The sequence below is a fragment of the Rhodococcus sp. 15-649-2-2 genome, assembly GCF_002258645.1.
Lineage (GTDB): Bacteria > Actinomycetota > Actinomycetes > Mycobacteriales > Mycobacteriaceae > Rhodococcoides.
Genome location: NZ_NPFM01000048.1, coordinates 1,959 through 3,334, shown reverse-complemented (window position 1 = coordinate 3,334; position 1,376 = coordinate 1,959). Strand labels below are relative to the sequence as shown.

Here is a 1,376-nt window from a genome sequence, read left to right as displayed (position 1 = left end):
TGCCCGGCGGTGAACGGGGGAACCTGGTTGTCCCATTCGGTTTCGATCCACCGGGTGTGCACCGAGAAGGAGTCGCCGTCACCGATGAACGCCGGATCGGAGACCACCGCGGCGTGGAACGGGATCACTGTCGCCAGGCCTTCGACGGTGAATTCGGCCAACGCCCGACGCGAACGCGCGAGGGCTTCCTCGCGGGTGGCTCCGGTGACGATGAGTTTGGCGAGCATCGAATCGAACTGGCCACCGATCACCGAGCCGGATTCGACACCGGAGTCGACGCGCACTCCCGGGCCGGAGGGGGCGGTGAAGGTGGTGACCGGTCCGGGTGCGGGCAGGAACCCGCGGCCGGCGTCTTCGCCGTTGATCCGGAACTCGAACGAATGCCCCCGCGGTTCCGGGTCTTCGGTGATCGAGAGTTCTTCACCGTTGGCGATGCGGAACTGTTGCAGCACCAGGTCGATGCCGGAGGTTTCCTCGGTGACCGGGTGCTCGACCTGCAGACGGGTGTTGACCTCGAGGAACGAGACGAGTCCGTCCTGGCCGACGAGGTATTCGACGGTCCCGGCGCCGTAGTAGCCGGCTTCGAGGCAGATGGCTTTGGCGCTGGAGTGGATTTCTTTGCGTTGGGCGTCGGTGAGGAACGGGGCGGGGGCTTCTTCGACGAGTTTCTGGAAGCGGCGTTGCAGGGAGCAGTCGCGGGTGCCGGCGACGATGACGTTGCCGTGCTGATCGGCGATGACCTGCGCTTCGACGTGGCGTGGTTTGTCGAGGTAGCGTTCGACGAAGCATTCCCCGCGCCCGAACGCGGCGACGGCTTCGCGGGTGGCGGAGTCGAACAGTTCGGGGATTTCCTCGCGGGTGCGGGCGACTTTCATACCGCGGCCACCGCCACCGAATGCGGCTTTGATCGCGATCGGCAGGCCGTGTTCGTCGACGAACGCCAAAATTTCGTCCGCGTCTTTCACCGGCTCGGAGGTGCCCGGGACCGACGGTGCTTTCGCGCGGGCGGCGATGTGGCGGGCGGTGACCTTGTCGCCGAGGTCGCGGATGGACTGTGGGGACGGCCCGATCCAGATCAGCCCTGCATCGAGGACGGCTTGGGCGAAGTCGGCGTTCTCGGAGAGGAATCCGTAGCCGGGGTGGATGGCGTCGGCTCCGGACTTGGCGGCGGCATCCAAAATTTTGTCGATCACCAAATAGGATTCGGCCGAGGACTGCCCGCCGAGGGCGAATGCTTCGTCGGCGAGGCGGACGAACGGGGCATCGGCGTCGGGTTCGGCGTAGACAGCGACACTGGCCAACCCGGCATCAGCAGCCGCCCGGATCACCCGCACCGCGATCTCACCACGATTGGCAACAAGAACCTTGGTGATCTG

1 protein-coding gene is annotated in these 1,376 nt (G+C 65.9%); it reads right to left on the bottom strand.

Annotation, left to right across the window (positions count from 1 at the left end):
• Positions 1–1,376 (bottom strand): acetyl/propionyl/methylcrotonyl-CoA carboxylase subunit alpha (locus CH305_RS28635; protein ID WP_218828621.1); only part of this gene is annotated, 1,376 nt, incomplete at both ends.